General features: G+C 73.1%; 10 protein-coding genes. 9 read left to right on the top strand and 1 reads right to left on the bottom strand.

Annotated elements, in window-relative coordinates; all coding sequences use genetic code 11:
• Positions 1 to 4: 4 nt before the first annotated feature.
• Positions 5 to 556, bottom strand: coding sequence for a hypothetical protein (locus ACUJ8O_RS10370; protein WP_036384688.1), 552 nt, complete (start codon positions 554 to 556; stop codon positions 5 to 7).
• 201 nt (positions 557 to 757) lie between these two features.
• On the opposite strand from ACUJ8O_RS10370, the gene ACUJ8O_RS10365 reads away from it, so the two are divergent.
• The 9 genes from ACUJ8O_RS10365 to glgB all read left to right on the top strand — a co-directional run bounded on the left by ACUJ8O_RS10365 (position 758) and on the right by glgB (position 12,988).
• On the top strand, positions 758 to 1,240 hold the full coding sequence (locus ACUJ8O_RS10365; RefSeq protein WP_036384689.1) for a CarD family transcriptional regulator: 483 nt from the start codon (positions 758 to 760) through the stop codon (positions 1,238 to 1,240).
• 130 nt (positions 1,241 to 1,370) lie between these two features.
• Positions 1,371 to 2,672, top strand: a complete 1,302-nt coding sequence (gene ispF, locus ACUJ8O_RS10360; RefSeq protein WP_445373362.1) for a 2-C-methyl-D-erythritol 2,4-cyclodiphosphate synthase — start codon at positions 1,371 to 1,373, stop codon at positions 2,670 to 2,672.
• A 73-nt stretch (positions 2,673 to 2,745) separates the two neighbouring features.
• Positions 2,746 to 4,203 carry a cysteine--tRNA ligase gene (gene cysS / locus ACUJ8O_RS10355; RefSeq protein WP_445373361.1) on the top strand — a complete coding sequence of 486 codons (1,458 nt, stop codon included), beginning with the start codon at positions 2,746 to 2,748 and terminating at the stop codon, positions 4,201 to 4,203.
• 74 nt (positions 4,204 to 4,277) lie between these two features.
• Positions 4,278 to 5,267 carry a 23S rRNA (guanosine(2251)-2'-O)-methyltransferase RlmB gene (gene rlmB / locus ACUJ8O_RS10350; protein ID WP_036317879.1) on the top strand — a complete coding sequence of 330 codons (990 nt, stop codon included), beginning with the start codon at positions 4,278 to 4,280 and terminating at the stop codon, positions 5,265 to 5,267.
• A 231-nt stretch (positions 5,268 to 5,498) separates the two neighbouring features.
• A complete protein-coding gene (locus ACUJ8O_RS10345) occupies positions 5,499 to 6,509 on the top strand; it encodes an ABC transporter substrate-binding protein (RefSeq protein ID WP_445373360.1) in 1,011 nt (336 codons plus the stop codon).
• Positions 6,510 to 6,639: 130 nt separating this feature from the next.
• Positions 6,640 to 7,629 carry an ABC transporter permease gene (locus tag ACUJ8O_RS10340; RefSeq protein ID WP_036341456.1) on the top strand — a complete coding sequence of 330 codons (990 nt, stop codon included), beginning with the start codon at positions 6,640 to 6,642 and terminating at the stop codon, positions 7,627 to 7,629.
• The gene (locus tag ACUJ8O_RS10335) at positions 7,622 to 8,413 is read left to right on the top strand and encodes an ABC transporter ATP-binding protein (protein WP_036382449.1); all 792 of its coding nucleotides are present in this window, start codon (positions 7,622 to 7,624) and stop codon (positions 8,411 to 8,413) included. Before ACUJ8O_RS10340 ends, ACUJ8O_RS10335 begins: the two co-directional genes overlap by 8 nt.
• Positions 8,414 to 8,517: 104 nt before the next feature.
• The gene (locus tag ACUJ8O_RS10330) at positions 8,518 to 10,617 is read left to right on the top strand and encodes an alpha-1,4-glucan--maltose-1-phosphate maltosyltransferase (protein ID WP_069941550.1); all 2,100 of its coding nucleotides are present in this window, start codon (positions 8,518 to 8,520) and stop codon (positions 10,615 to 10,617) included.
• A gap of 40 nt (positions 10,618 to 10,657) precedes the next feature.
• Entirely contained in the window at positions 10,658 to 12,988 is a 2,331-nt protein-coding gene (gene glgB / locus ACUJ8O_RS10325) for a 1,4-alpha-glucan branching protein GlgB (RefSeq protein ID WP_069941551.1), read from the top strand.
• Positions 12,989 to 13,170 lie beyond the last annotated feature (182 nt).

The following is a 13,170-nucleotide window of genomic DNA, read 5'->3' as shown; positions in this document are numbered from 1 at the left end:
GAGGTCAGTGCTCCTCGCCGTAGTGGTGGGTCTCCTCGTGGAGGTGCCCGACGAGATCCTCCTCCGAGGGCTCGACTCCCTCGGGGAGCAGGTCACGGTACTGCTCCTGGGTGGCGCTCAGCAGCGGGACGGCCAGGTCGGCGGTGCCGCCGTTGCCGGAGACGGTCACGGGCAGGTTCTCGCCGACCCACACGCCCTCGCGCTCCAGGACGGTTGTGTTCGCCTCGTCCTCGAGCTTGCGGCTCTCGCCGGCGGGGACCTTCAGGGTCGCGGAGCCGCCGCCCTCGGCCTGGAAGGTGTAGGTCTGATCCTGGCCGGAGGTGTTCTCCACGGTGCCGATCAGGCGGGCGGGGCCCGACTCGCCGTCGCCGACGAGGGCGAGGTTGCGGTAGCTCAGGAAGTCCTGCTCCTGGCCGTTGATGCCGTCCGAGGGGGAGTACTGGATGGCGGTGGCGATCGGGCTCACGGCGGAGCAGCCGGTGGCGCCCAGCAGGGCGACCGCGGCCAGCGCACCTGCGGCGAGGTGGCGCCGGGCGGGCCGGGATGCGTTCTTCACAGAGGTCTCCTCAGGTGCGATGACGTGCTCAGGAGCCCCGAGGCAGGGGCCCTGCCAGGTCAGGCTACCGCATCCCGGGACGCCGGCAGGCCTGTGGTGCGGGGTCGTCCACTATCACATCCGGAGGCCGAAGATGTGACGGCACGCGCGGCACGACGAGGCCGCATGATAGAATGAGACGACTGAAAGGGGCACAACAACATGGTTTTTGAGGTCGGAGAGACCGTCGTCTACCCCCACCACGGTGCTGCGCGGATCGAGGAGATCAAGATGCGCACCATCAAGGGGGAGGAGAAGATGTACCTCAAGCTCAAGGTGGCCCAGGGAGACCTGACCATCGAGGTCCCTGCGGAGAACGTCGACCTCGTCGGCGTGCGTGACGTCGTGGATGCGGAGGGGCTCGAGCACGTCATGGAGGTCCTGCGCGCCGAGCACGTGGAGGAGCCGACCAACTGGTCCCGCCGCTACAAGGCCAACCTGGAGAAGCTCGCCAGCGGCGACGTCAACAAGGTGGCCGAGGTCGTCCGCGACCTGTGGCGCCGCGACCAGGACCGCGGCCTGTCCGCCGGCGAGAAGCGCATGCTCGCGAAGGCCCGCCAGGTGCTCGTGTCCGAGCTGGCGCTGGCCAAGAAGGTCACCGAGGAGGAGGCCGAGGGCCGCCTGGACAAGGTGCTCGAGGGCTGACGAGCAGCACACGGCAGGGGAGGGGCCCGCGTCCACGACGCGGGCCCCTCCCCTGTCTCGTCCCCGGCCACGGCCGTCGCCGCCGGGGGTCCCGGGCCACGGACACTGGCGTGCTCCCTAGGATGAGGCCATGCCCACCGCCCTCGTGATCGCCGCAGCCGGCGCCGGCACCCGCCTCGGCGCCGGGCTGCCCAAGGCCCTCGCCCCCCTCGCGGACGGCCGCACCCTCCTGCGCCACTGCCTGGAGTCCGTCGCCGCCGCGCGCGCCGCCGGGCTCGGCCTGGACGCCGTCGTGGTGCTCACCCCGCCGGCGGGGGCCGATGCCGGCCGCGTGGCCGCCGAGGTCGACGCCGGCCCGCGCCTGGACGTGCCCGTGCACTGCGTGCCCGGCGGCGCCGAGCGCGCGGACTCGGTCCGCGCCGGGCTCGCCGCGGCCTCCCACGCTCTGGCCGACCTCGCCCCGGCGGGGGCGCCCCGCCGCGTCCTCGTCCACGACGCGGCCCGCGCGCTGACCCCGCCGAGCGTGTTCGGGGCCGTGACGGCGGCGCTCGAGACCGGCGCGGTCGCCGCGATCCCGGGCCTGCCGCTGACGGACACCGTCAAGCAGGTCACTCCCGGCCGGGGCGGCGTCGACGTCGTCGCGGCCACGCCGGCCCGCGCCGGCCTGCGCGCGATCCAGACGCCGCAGGGCTTCGACCTGGACACCCTGCTGGCGGCCCACGAGGCCGTGCGCACGGACCCCACGCTCGACGCCGCGGCGCTCACCGACGACGCGATGGTCATGGAGGCCGCGGGGCACGAGGTCGTGGTGGTGACCGGCGACCCGGCCGCGTTCAAGGTCACCGCCCCCGCCGACCTCGACCTCGCCCGCCTCGAGCTCGCCCGCCGCGCCCCCCAGGAGGAGGCACCCATGGACCAGCCCGCCCGCCCCGCCGCCGCGCCCGCCCCCCTGCCGCGCGTGGGGATCGGCACCGACGTGCACGCGTGGGCACCCGAGGACGCCCCCCGGCCCCTGTGGCTCGGTGGCATCCACTGGCCCGGCGAGCGGGGGGTGGCCGCGACCTCGGACGGGGACGTGGCCGCCCACGCGGCGTGCAACGCCCTGCTCTCCGCCGCCGGCCTCGGCGACCTCGGGGCCGTGTTCGGCGTCGACCGGCCCGAGATGGCGGACGCGTCCGGCGCGGACATGCTCCGCGAGGTGCTGCGCCTGCTGACGGAGGCGGGCCTCGCCGTCGGGAACGTGGCGGTCCAGGTGGTCGCACCCCGGCCCAAGGTGGGCACGCGCCGCGCGGAGATGGAGGCCGCCCTGTCCACCGCCCTCGGCGGGGCCCCCGTGTCCGTCTCCGCCGCCACCACGGACCGGCTGGGGTTCATCGGGCGCAAGGAGGGGCTGGTCGGGATCGCGACCGCGCTCGTCATCCCTGCGGCCTGAGCCCGCGCCGGCGCACCCACTAGGCTGGCAGAGCCCCGTCAGGACCCCGCCCCTCCGGAAGGACCGCGCCCCCATGGCCCAGCGCTTCTACGACACCCGCACCGCGCAGATCCGGGACTTCGAGCCCCTCGTGCCCGGCGAGGCGTCGGTGTACTACTGCGGGGCCACGGTGCAGGGCATGCCGCACGTGGGCCACGTGCGCAGCGCGATCGTGTTCGACATCCTCATCCGCTGGCTCGAGGCCACGGGGCTGCGCGTCACCTCGGTGCGGAACGTGACGGACATCGACGACAAGATCCTCGAGCGCTCGGCCGCCTCCCACGAGGCCGGCTTCGAGGCCTCGGACCTCTACCCGGCCCGCGAGCCGTGGTGGGCCCTGGCCTATCGGTTCGAGAAGGCGTTCGACGCCGCCTACCTCGCCCTCGGCGTCCGCCGTCCCACCTACGAGCCGCGCGCCACCGGCCACGTGCCCGAGATGTTCGCGCTCATCGAGCGCCTGATGGAGCGCGGCCACGCCTACCCCGCGCAGGACGGCTCGGGCGACGTCTACTTCGACGTCCGGTCCTGGGAGCGCTACGGCGAGCTCACCCGCCAGCGCGTCGAGGACATGCAGGACGCCCCCGACGCCGACCCGCGCGGCAAGCGCGACCCCCGCGACTTCGCCCTGTGGAAGGGCGCCAAGCCCGGCGAGCCCGCCACCGCCGTGTGGGAGTCGCCCTGGGGCGCCGGCCGCCCCGGATGGCACCTGGAGTGCTCGGCCATGTCCACGAAGTACCTCGGCGCCGAGTTCGACATCCACGGCGGCGGCCTGGACCTGCGGTTCCCGCACCACGAGAACGAGCTGGCCCAGTCGGCGGCCGCCGGTGACGGCTTCGCCCGCTTCTGGCTGCACAACGGGCTCGTCACCTACGGCGGCGAGAAGATGTCCAAGTCCGTGGGCAACACGATCTCCCCCGAGGAGATGCTCGGCATGGCCCGCCCGACGGCGGTGCGCTACTTCCTGGGGCAGGCCCACTACCGCTCCCAGCTCGACTACCGGCCCGGCGCCCTCGACGAGGCCGAGGCCGCCGTCGAGCGCATCGAGGGCTTCACGGCCCGCGCCCGGGCCGCGGGTGCCGTCCCGCCCGCCCCCGACGGGGCGCTCGCGGACCGCGTGCCCGCCGCCTTCCGCGCCGCCATGGAGGACGACCTCAACGTGCCCCAGGCGCTCGCGGCCCTGCACGAGGCCGTGCGCGCCGGCAACTCGGCGCTGGCCGGGCAGGACCTCGACGCCGCGGCCGCCCGCCTGGCCGAGGTGGAGGCCATGACCGCGGTGCTGGGCCTGGACGACGTGCCCGAGGGCGACGACGCCGCGGCCGGCCCGGTGTCGGACGCCCTCGACTCGCTCGTCCGGTCGCAGATCGAGGCGCGGGCGCAGGCCCGCGCGGACAAGGACTGGGCCACCGCGGACCGCATCCGCGACGCGTTGGCCGCGGCCGGCGTCGTGGTGGAGGACGGCGCCGACGGCGCCACATGGCGCCTGGCGGACTGACACCTAGACTGGAGGGCGATCCGGCGGCGCCCCGCGTGCCGCCGCCCCCGTCCCCGGCACGCAGGAGTCCCGCCATGTCCACCGCACCCCGCTCCGGCGGATCCCGCAAGCCCAAGGGCAAGAAGGGCCCCATGAAGGGCACCGGCGGCCACGGTCGCAAGGCGCTCGAGGGCCGCGGACCCACCCCCAAGGCCGAGGACCGGGTCTACCACAAGGCGCACCGCGCCAAGCAGCTGGCCGAGCGCTCGGCCGCCAAGCGCGGCCCCGTGAAGGACCAGGTCCGCGGCCGCGTGAAGCTCACGGACGAGACGGTCTCCGGTCGCAACCCCGTGCTCGAGGCGCTGCGCGCGGGCATCCCGGCCAAGGCGCTGCACGTGGCCGTGCGCATCGAGATGGACGACCGCGTCAAGGAGGCCCTGCGCCTCTGCCTCGAGCAGGGCGTGCCGGTCCTGGAGAACACCAAGCCGGAGCTGGACCGCCTCTCCGGCGAGGCCGTGCACCAGGGCATCGTGCTGCAGATCCCGCCCTATGAGTACGCGGACGCCACGGCCCTGGCCCTCGACGCGCTCGCGAAGCACGAGAAGGGGCACCTGCGGACCCCGCCGCTGCTGATCGCGCTCGACGGCATCACCGACCCCCGCAACCTCGGCGCCATCATCCGGGCCGGCTCCGCGTTCGACGCGGACGGCGTGATCGTGCCCGAGCGCCGCTCCGTCGGCGTGACCGCCACCGCCTGGCGCACCTCGGCCGGCGCGGCCGCGCGGGTGCCCGTGGCCCAGGCCGGCAACCTGAACACCACCCTCGTCGACCTGCACAGGGCCGGCTACTTCGTGCTGGGCCTCGACGGCGGCGGGGACGTCTCCCTGCCCGGGCTCGCCCTGGCCACGGAGCCGCTCGTGCTCGTGGTGGGGGCCGAGGGCAAGGGTCTGTCCCGCATGGTGCGGGAGCACTGCCAGCAGATCGTGTCCATCCCGATCGACTCGACGATGGAGTCCCTCAACGCCTCGATGGCGGTGGGCATCTCCCTGTACGAGATCTCGGTGCAGCGCGCCGGCGGGCGCTGACCTCCACGGCGTCCCGCCCGGGATGACGGCCGGGCGGGACGCGGGTGTCGCGCACGGCGCCGACGGGGGCAGACTGTCCACAGTGACGCCGATCACATGGCAGGATGTCGCGTGAATGCGCGCACGTCTTGCCCGTGATGCGTGTCACCGCGCACAGTGTCTGCACTGTGTCCGACGGGCCCCCGTCGGCGAGCGCATCCCGCACCGCACCATCAGAACGAGGTCCGTCTCATGAAGCACCGCTCCCTCCCCCTCACCGCCGCCCTCGCCGTCGCCGCCCTCGGGCTCACGGCGTGCGGCGACTCCGGCTCCGGCGGTTCCGGCTCGTCCTCCGCCGCCGGCGGCGACGGCTCCTACACCGTGGGCATCAACCAGCTCGTCTCCCACCCGGCGCTCGACGGTGCGGCCGAGGGCTTCAAGGAGGCGTTCAAGGACGCCGGCCTGGACGTGACGTTCGAGGAGCAGAACGCCCAGGGGGAGCAGGCCACCGTCACCTCCATCGCCTCCACCTTCGCCAACGACGCGGACGTGGACCTCGTGGCCGCGATCGCGACCCCCGCCGCGCAGGGCACCGCCTCGGCCGTGAAGGACAAGCCGGTCGTGTTCATGGCGGTCACCGACCCGAAGGGCGCTGAGCTCGTGGCCTCGGACGAGGCCCCGGGCGGCAACGTCACCGGCGTCTCGGACCGCAACCCGGTCAAGGAGCAGCTGCAGCTGCTCAAGGACGTGAAGCCGGACGCCACGACCGTCGGCATCGTCTACAACTCCGGCGAGGCCAACTCCAAGGTCCAGGTGGACCAGGCCAAGGAGGCCGGCAAGGAGCTGGGCCTCGAGGTCAAGGAGGCCACCATCACCAACTCGTCCGAGGTCCAGCAGGGCGTGCAGTCCCTGTCCGGCGTGGACGGCATCTACGTGCCCACGGACAACGCCGTCGTCTCGGCGCTGGAGACCGTGGTGGGCTACGGCAAGGAGCAGCGCATCCCCGTCATCTCGGCGGACATCGACTCCGTCGAGCGCGGCGCCCTGGGCACGTACGGCATCGACTACAAGGCGCACGGCAAGCAGGCCGGCGAGATGGCCGTGAAGATCCTCAAGGACGGCGCGAAGCCGGCCGAGCTGCCCGTGGGCTACGCCGACCCGGCCAACCTGCAGCTCGTGCTGAACCCGAAGGCCGCCGAGGCCTACGGCGTCGAGATCCCCGCCGAGCTCACGGACAGGGCCGACCAGCTCGTCGAGGGCTGATCCCGCGCCTGCCCGCCTCCGCGGCGGCCCGGACCACGGGGTCCGAGCCGCCGCGGAGCACGTCGACGGCCGGCCCATCCCGTCCCGCCGTCGTCCGTCCCCCTCGCACCGCCCGAAAGGCACCCACCCCATGCTGACCGCAGTGGAACTGGGTCTGATCTACGCCGTCGTCGCGCTCGGCGTGTACCTGACCTTCCGCATCCTCGACTTCCCCGACCTCACGGTGGACGGCTCGTTCACCACCGGCGCCGCCACGGCCGCCGTGCTCATCACGGGCGGCACGCCGGTGCCACTGGCCATGCTCGCCGCGTTCGTGGCGGGCGCGCTCGCGGGCCTCGTCACCGGCCTGCTGCACACCAAGGGCCGGATCGACGGCCTGCTCGCCGGCATCCTCACGATGATCGCGCTCTACTCGATCAACCTGCGGATCATGGGCAAGGCCAACATCCCCCTGCTCGGCCAGGACACCCTGTTCACGTGGCTCGACGACCTGGGCCTGGCCCGGAACTGGGGCTCGATCCTCGTGCTCTTCCTCGGCGTGTTCGTGGTGAAGCTGATCCTCGACTGGTTCCTGCACACGGACCTGGGCCTCGCCCTGCAGGCGACCGGTGACAACGAGGAGATGATCCGCTCGTACGGCGTCTCCACGGACCGGATGAAGATCCTCGGCCTCATGATCTCCAACGGCCTCGTGGCCCTCGGCGGCTCCCTGCTGGCCATGTACCAGGGCTTCGCGGACATCTCCATGGGCATCGGCCTCATCCTCGTGGGCCTGGCGTCCGTGATCGTGGGCCAGGCCGTGTTCGGCCAGCGCACGGTCTTCTGGGCGACGCTCGCCGTGATCGTCGGCGCCGTGCTCTACCGCCTGATCATCCAGTTCGCCCTCAACGCGGGCCTGAGCCCGAACGACATGAAGCTGATCTCCGCGGCTCTCGTCGTCGTGGCCCTGCTGCTGCCGCGCTTCGGCTTCGCCAAGCGCCTGAGCCTGCGCACTCGGGGCACGGCCGCGACCCCGGGGCCGGCCGCCGCCGCTCCGGCCACCGCCGGCATGCCTTTGACCGGCGAGCCGGGCGGCGCCGCCCCCGCCGCATCCGTCCCCGAGGAGGCCCCCCGTGCTTGAGATCTCGCAGGTCTCCAAGACCTTCTTCCCGAACACCGTCAACGAGCGGCGCGCCCTGCAGGGCATCGACCTGCACCTGGCCGAGGGCGACTTCGTCACCGTGATCGGCTCCAACGGCGCCGGCAAGTCCACGATCCTGAACACGATCGCCGGCAAGCTGCTCCCGGACACCGGCACCGTGGCCGTGGGCGGCAAGGACGTCACCCGCATGCCGGACCACCGCCGCGCGGCCTCGATCGGCCGGGTGTTCCAGGACCCGACGGCGGGCACGGCACCGAACCTCACGATCGAGGAGAACATGGCCCTGGCCTGGCGACGCGGGCACGCCCGCGGGCTCTCGCGGGGCGTCTCCCGCGCCCGGCGCGCGATGTTCCGCGACGAGCTCACGAAGCTCGAACTCGGCCTGGAGAACCGCCTCACCGCCAAGGTCGGGCTGCTCTCCGGCGGCCAGCGTCAGGCGCTCAGCCTGCTCATGGCCACGTTCTCCGGACCGAAGATCCTGCTGCTGGACGAGCACACCGCCGCCCTGGACCCGTCCCGGGCGGAGCTGGTGACCCGCCTGACCCGGCAGGTGGTGGCCGAGCACCGGCTCACCACGCTGATGGTCACGCACAACATGTCCCAGGCCCTCGAGGTCGGCAACCGGCTGATCATGATGCACGACGGCCGGATCATCCTCGAGCTGGACGAGCAGGAGAAGGCCGGGCGCACCCCGGCGGACCTGCTGGCCGAGTTCGGCAAGATCAAGGGTGCCGTCGTGGACGACAAGACCATGCTGTCCTGAGCGTCCCGTCCGGCGCCCCCGTGTCCCCGGCCCGCCCCTCCGCCCCACGGCGGGCGGGCGGGCCGGCCGTTCTCACCGGCGCGGCCGCGGGGTAGCGTCGTGGCGTGAGCACCGTGAAGCCCGACACCCAGAGCGCCACCGCAGCCGATGTCCGCCTCCAGACCGTCACGGGGCGCATCCCGGTGACGGACGTGCAGCCCGTCGTGCTGGACGGCCGGTTCCCGGCGAAGGCCGTGGTCGGCGAGGACATCCCCGTCCGCGCCACCGTGTTCCGCGAGGGCCACGACTCCGTGCGCGCCACCGTCCGTCTGCTCGACCCGGCCGGCGCCGAGGTGCAGCGCGTGCAGATGCGTCCGGGCCGGCCCGGGCTGGACGAGGTCGTGGCCACGCTGCGGCCCGCCGAGCCGGGCCTGCACCAGTTCGTGGTCGAGGGCTGGGACGACCCGGTGGGCACGTGGAAGCACGCGGCCACCGTCAAGATCGCCGCCGGCATCGACGTGGAGCTGATGCTCGCCGAGGGCGCCGCCCTGTTCCGCCGGGCCGCCGAGGACGCGGAGCGCTCGGCCGAGGACCGCGCCGTGTTCGAGGAGGTCGTTCGCGGCCTCGAGGACGAGTCCCTCATCCCGGCCCAGCGCCTGGCCTCCTCCGAGTCGGCGGAGGTGTCCGCCGTCCTCCACGCCCGCCCCGTGCGGGAGCACCTCACGAGCTCCGAGCTCTACCCGCTGGACGTGCAGCGCGAGCTCGCCGGCCGCGGCGCCTGGTACGAGTTCTTCCCCCGCTCCGAGGGCGCCCGCTTCGACGAGGCCTCCGGCACGTGGTCCTCCGGCACCTTCGGGACGGCGGCCGACCGGCTCCCGGCGGTCGCCCGGATGGGCTTCCAGGTGGTCTACCTGCCGCCGATCCACCCGATCGGCACCACGCACCGCAAGGGTCCGAACAACACGCTGACGGCCGGGCCGCAGGACCCGGGCTCGCCGTGGGCGATCGGTGGGCCCGAGGGCGGACACGACGCCGTGCACCCGGACCTGGGCACCGTCGAGGACTTCGAGGCGTTCGTGGCCGCGGCCGCGGACGAGGGCCTCGAAGTGGCCCTGGACCTGGCCCTGCAGTGCTCCCCTGACCACCCGTGGGTCACCGCACACCCGGAGTGGTTCACCACCCGCGTGGACGGCACCATCGCGTATGCGGAGAACCCGCCGAAGAAGTACCAGGACATCTACCCGCTGAACTTCGACAACGACCCGGACGGCCTCGCCCAGGCGGTGCTGGACGTGGTGCGGGGCTGGGTGGCCCGCGGCGTGCACATCTTCCGCGTGGACAACCCGCACACCAAGCCCCTGTGGTTCTGGGAGTGGCTGATCGCGAAGGTCCGCGCCGAGGAGCCGCGCGTCGTGTTCCTCGCCGAGGCCTTCACCCGTCCCGCGATGATGCACGCCCTGGGCAAGGTCGGGTTCCAGCAGTCCTACGGGTACTTCACCTGGCGGAACACGGCCGAGGAGCTTGCGGAGTACCTCCAGGAGATCTCGCACGAGACGCCGGCGTTCTATCGCCCCAACCTCTTCGTCAACACGCCGGACATCCTCACGGAGTACCTGCAGCACGGCGGCCCGGGCGCGTTCCGGATCCGCGCCGTCGTCGCCGCCACGGCCAGCCCGCTGTGGGGCGTCTACGCCGGGTTCGAGCTGTTCGAGCACGTGGCCCGGCCGGGCGCGGAGGAGTACATCGACAACGAGAAGTACGAGTACCGCCCCCGGGACTGGGAGGGCGCGGAGGCCGCGGGTGCCTCGCTCGCCCCGTACCTCACCCGGCTCAATGAGATCCGCGCGGCGCACCCGGCGCTGGGCGACCTGCAGAACCTGACCCTGCACGCCTCGACGCACCCTGACCTGCTCGTGTTCTCGAAGACGCGCTCGGCCCGGCCCGAGGGTGCGCACCGGGACGCCGAGGCGGTCACCGACGCCGGTCCCGCGGAGGACACCCTGATCGTCGTCGTCACCACGAACCCGCACGACGTCGTCGAGGCGACCCTGGACCTGGACCTCGAGGCGCTGCGTCTGCGCCCCGAGGACCGCGACGCGTCCGGGGCCGTCGAGGTGGAGGACCTGCTCACCGGCCAGCGCTGGCGGTGGGGCCGCACCCCGTACGTCCGCCTGGACCCGAACGTCGAGCCCGCCCATGTCCTGCGGGTCGTCCGGAACGGCTGAGCCGCTCCCGACGCCCGCCGTCCCCAGAACAGGAATCGCCATGACCCCGTCCGCCGCCCCCCGTCCCGCCGTCGCCCCGCTCGCCGTGGACCCGGAGGTGCTGGCCGCCGTCGCGCAGGGCCGGCACCACGATCCGCACACCGTGCTGGGCGCCCACCCGCATCCCGACGGCGCGGCGGTCACCTACCGCGTGCTGCGCCCGCTGGCGCGCACGGTCACGGTGGTCCGCGCCGGCGACGGGCAACGGGTGGAGCTGACGCACGAGCACGACGGCGTGTTCGCGGGCGTGGCCCCGACGCCCCGCGTGGCCGGGGCCGCCGCGGGCGACTACCGCGTCGAGGTGGCATACGAGACCGAGGACGGCACGACCGGCCCCGTCCAGGAGCAGGACGACGCGTACCGGCACCTGCCCACGCTCGGCGAGCTGGACCTGCACCTGATCGGGGAGGGCCGGCACGAACGGCTGTGGGAGGTGCTCGGCGCCCGCGTGGTCCGCACCTCCGCGGGCGAGGCCGTCGGCACGGCCTTCGCGGTCTGGGCGCCGAACGCGCGGGCCGTGCGCGTGGTGGGCGACCACAACGGCTGGGACGGCCGGACCCATGCCATGCGGTCCCTCGGCTCCTCCGGCGTGTGGGAGCTGCTGGTGCCTGGCGTCGGTCACGGCGACCGCTACAAGTTCGAGATCCTCGGCCGGGACGGGCTCTGGCGGCAGAAGGCGGACCCGATGGCCCGCTGGACGGAGGTCCCGCCGGCCACGGCCTCGCGTGTGCTCGAGTCCGACTACGCCTTCGGGGACCGCACCTGGATGGAGCGCCGCCGTCTCACGGACCCGCACGAGCGCCCGCTGAGCATCTACGAGGTGCACCTGGGCTCGTGGCGGCCCGGGCTGGACTACCGCGAGCTGGCCGAGCAGCTCGTGGAGTACGTGCAGTGGCTCGGGTTCACGCACGTGGAGTTCCTGCCGGTCGCGGAGCATCCGTTCGGCGGGTCCTGGGGCTACCAGGTGACCGGCTACTACGCCCCCACCTCCCGGTTCGGCTCCCCGGACGAGTTCAAGCACCTGGTGGACGCGCTCCACCGGGCGGGGATCGGCGTCATCGTGGACTGGGTGCCGGCGCACTTCCCGAAGGACGAGTGGGCGCTCGCGCGCTTCGACGGGACCGCCCTGTACGAGCACCCGGACCCGCGGCGGGGCGAACATCCCGACTGGGGCACCCTCGTGTTCGACTTCGGCCGCACCGAGGTCCGCAACTTCCTCGTGGCCAACGCGCTCTACTGGCTCGGCGAGTTCCACATCGACGGGCTGCGCGTGGACGCCGTCGCCTCGATGCTCTACCTGGACTACTCGCGCGAGGACGGGCAGTGGGAGCCCAACGTGCACGGCGGCAACCACAACCTCGAGGCCATCGACTTCCTGCGCGAGGTCAACGCGACCGTGTACCGCCTGCACCCCGGCGTCCACATGATCGCGGAGGAGTCCACGGCCTTCTCCGGGGTGAGCGCTCCCGTGGACGCGGGCGGTCTCGGCTTCGGCAAGAAGTGGAACATGGGCTGGATGCACGACACCCTGGCCTACCTGTCCCAGGACCCGGTCAACCGCCGGTGGCACCACGAGCAGTGGACGTTCTCCATGGTGTACGCCTACTCGGAGAACTACGTGCTGCCGCTGTCCCACGATGAGGTCGTCCACGGCAAGGGCTCCCTGCTGGGCCGCATCCCGGGCGACCGACGGCAGCAGCTGGCGACCCTGCGCGCCTACTACGGGTACATGTGGGCGCACCCCGGCAAGCAGCTGCTGTTCATGGGCGGGGAGTACGCGCAGCCGAGCGAGTGGTCCGAGGGCGAGGGCCTGGACTGGCCCGTCTCGTGGGATGAGGCGCACCGCGGGGTCCAGCTGACGATCCGGGAGCTCAACGCGCTCTACCGCAGCAAGCCGGCGCTGTGGTCGCTGGACCACAGCCCGGAGGGATTCTCGTGGGTGGACGGCGGCGACGCCGACGGCAACACGCTCGTGTTCCTCCGCATGCCCGCGGCGCAGGTGGTGCCGGAGACACGGATCGACGACGACGGCGCCGCGGTCCCGGCCGCTGAACCGGGCGGCGCCCCGCTGCTGTGCATCACCAACCTCTCGGGGTCGCCGCGTCAGGGGCTGCGCGTGGGGGTGCCGTCCGCGGGGGAGTGGACGGTGGTGCTGGACACCGATGCGACCGACTTCCACGGTGACGGCTGGCGGGAGCAGACCGGCCAGTCCGAGGTGATCGCGGCACACGAGGGCCAGTGGCAGGGCCAGCCGGCCCACGTCACGGTGAACGTGCCGGCGCTGACCACCCTGTGGCTCCAGCCGACCCTGGACACGACGGCCACGCCCTGAGGAGTGGTGCACGTCACGGCCGGGGGTGACGGCGCTGGAGCGTCGAACGGGGCGGGCCAGGCCGAAGGAATCCGCGAGAACAGGCGGAAACCGGCCGCCCACCCTTGACCGCACGCCGGGTGTCACCCCTGATTTTGTGTTCGGTGGGGTTCGTGTGTAGAGTTCCATCTCGTGCTCAAGAC

It is taken from the genome of Micrococcus sp. EWR3.9.1 (genome assembly GCF_052615555.1).
Note: the sequence above shows the minus strand (reverse complement) of the source record. Positions and strands in the feature narration are given on the sequence as shown.

What these genes read in the sequence shown, in the direction of transcription:
- ACUJ8O_RS10365 (WP_036384689.1), top strand. Translation starts at nt 758, where the DNA reads ATGGTTTTTGAGGTCGGAGAGACCGTCGTCTACCCCCACCACGGTGCT.
- ispF (WP_445373362.1), top strand. Translation starts at nt 1,371, where the DNA reads ATGCCCACCGCCCTCGTGATCGCCGCAGCCGGCGCCGGCACCCGCCTC.
- cysS (WP_445373361.1), top strand. Translation starts at nt 2,746, where the DNA reads ATGGCCCAGCGCTTCTACGACACCCGCACCGCGCAGATCCGGGACTTC.
- rlmB (WP_036317879.1), top strand. Translation starts at nt 4,278, where the DNA reads ATGTCCACCGCACCCCGCTCCGGCGGATCCCGCAAGCCCAAGGGCAAG.
- ACUJ8O_RS10345 (WP_445373360.1), top strand. Translation starts at nt 5,499, where the DNA reads ATGAAGCACCGCTCCCTCCCCCTCACCGCCGCCCTCGCCGTCGCCGCC.
- ACUJ8O_RS10340 (WP_036341456.1), top strand. Translation starts at nt 6,640, where the DNA reads ATGCTGACCGCAGTGGAACTGGGTCTGATCTACGCCGTCGTCGCGCTC.
- glgB (WP_069941551.1), top strand. Translation starts at nt 10,658, where the DNA reads ATGACCCCGTCCGCCGCCCCCCGTCCCGCCGTCGCCCCGCTCGCCGTG.